The 1,830-nt window shown below is 75.8% G+C and carries 2 protein-coding genes; one reads left to right on the forward strand and one right to left on the reverse strand.

Going from position 1 to position 1,830, the window contains the following annotated elements:
* Positions 1-1,115, reverse strand: a 1,115-nt coding sequence (locus tag AB0F81_RS51170) for a hypothetical protein (protein WP_360211733.1), incomplete at its 3' end; no start/stop codon positions are given.
* A gap of 109 nt (positions 1,116-1,224) precedes the next feature.
* Here AB0F81_RS51170 and AB0F81_RS51175 point away from each other — a divergent pair.
* Complete coding sequence (locus AB0F81_RS51175; RefSeq protein WP_360211736.1) at positions 1,225-1,791, forward strand: TIGR03086 family metal-binding protein; 567 nt, start codon at positions 1,225-1,227, stop codon at positions 1,789-1,791.
* The last annotated feature ends 39 nt before the right edge of the window (positions 1,792-1,830 follow it).

Below are 1,830 nucleotides of genomic sequence, written 5' to 3' on the forward strand. Positions count from 1 at the left end.
AACCCGCCAGCGGCCGCCTGCCGGTACCACGGCTCGGCCTGGTCGCCGTCGCCGCGCTCGGCCCACAACTCGCCCAGCCGGAACGCCGCCTCCGGGTTGCCGGCGGCCGCGGCCCGCGCGAAGAAGGCCTCGGCGCGGGGGATGTCACCGGCCGCGTCGCAGGCCAGCCCGGCCGTGAACGGGTCGTCGGTGGCAGCCTCGGCGGCCGGGTCGAGCAGCAGGTCGGCCAGCTCGAACGCGTGGCCACGCCGGTGCAGGGCCGGTCCGGTCCGCATCAGGTCCAGGTTCAGCCGGCGGGCCGCCTCCACGACACCGGGCACGTCCAGCAGCCGCATCAGGTTGCGGGCGCCCTCCACGCTCACCGCCACCACCCCGGGGCGCACCCGGTAACTGGCCGTACGGAAGAAAGCCGCGCCGAACCGGTCCAGCGCACCCTGGTACCGCTCGATCGTGGCCCGATCGAGGTTCACGGTGAGCACCGTGCGGTCCGCCTCGACGGCGACGAACAGCGTCTCCATCGCGTGCACGGTCACCGTGAGCAGCCGCTCCCGGGCGCCGGCGGTGACTGTCCAGCGGGCGTGCTCGGTGCGGCGCGGCGCCGGCACCGTCCGGGCCAGGTAGCGGCGCACCGCCGGGAGCACCGCGGCCACGCGCGGGTCGGTGACCGGCCGGCCGGCACGGGTGCGCGGGCGCTGCGGGCGTACCCCGTCGCCGGGCTCGTCGGCCGGCGCGGACGCCAGCCACCGCTGCTGCTCGGCCGCGCCGAGCAGGTCGTCGAGTTCCCCGGCGTGGTTGCGCACGGTGAACCCGGCCTCGCGCAGGGCGTGGACCGCGGAGCGTTCCGCGCTGTCCAGGCCCGCCTTGGCGAACCGCCAGAAGTGCATCTCGACCAGGTCGGCGTCGGCGCGGCGGTGCGCGGCGAACCGGGCCACCACGTCACCGGAGCGCCCCACGTACAGGTGCCCGTCGGTGAAGGTCAGCACGTAGAGACCGCACCGGCCGCGGGCGGCCGGCAACAACCGGGCCACCGCAGCGGTGGCCTCCACCCGCTGCGGGGTGACATACGGCCACAGGGCGGCGAGGACGGCAACGTGTCGCGGGGGAGAGACGCACATGCGCCGCACGGTCGGCAGCAGGCCCGCCGAGATGAGGAAACCCCGGCCGAACTGCCCGACCGGATGACCCCCTGGCCGGGTCCCCGGCCCGCTCCGTAGGGTGGTGCGGGTGTCCACTGAGATCAGTGAATTGCTCGATGCCACCGCACCCGCCGTCACCGGCGTCGTCGCCGCCGTCCGCGATGACCAGCTCGACCAGCGCACCCCGTGCACCGACTACCGGGTCCGCGACCTGATCGACCACCTGCTGCAGGTCGCCCAGAACTTCCAGGCCCTCGCCCACCGCAAGGAAGTCGACTGGAGCCCCGGCCCGCCCCGGGTCACCGGCGACTGGCGCGCCGCCTTCGCCGAGGACCTGCGGGGCCTGAGCACCGCCTGGGCCGACCCGTCCACCCTCGACGGCGTCTCACCCGGGCTCGGCCTGCCGCAGCGCGTCGTCGGCCTGATGGTCGTCGCCGACCTCGTCGTGCACGCCTGGGACCTGGCCGTCGCCACCGGCCAGGACTACCGGCCCGAGCCGCGCCTGCTCACCGCCACCGGCGAATTCCTCGACGTCATGGGCGACACCGGCCGCAAGATGGGCGCCTTCGGCCCCGAGGTCACCGCCCCCGACGACAGCGACGAGTTCGGCCGGCTGCTCGCCCGCACCGGCCGCGACCCGCACTGGACCCCCTGACGACCGGTCAGCCGGCCGGGCGCCGCGGATCCGCGGCGC

It is taken from the genome of Actinoplanes sp. NPDC024001 (assembly GCF_040638955.1).
In the GTDB taxonomy this organism is placed as follows: domain Bacteria; phylum Actinomycetota; class Actinomycetes; order Mycobacteriales; family Micromonosporaceae; genus Actinoplanes.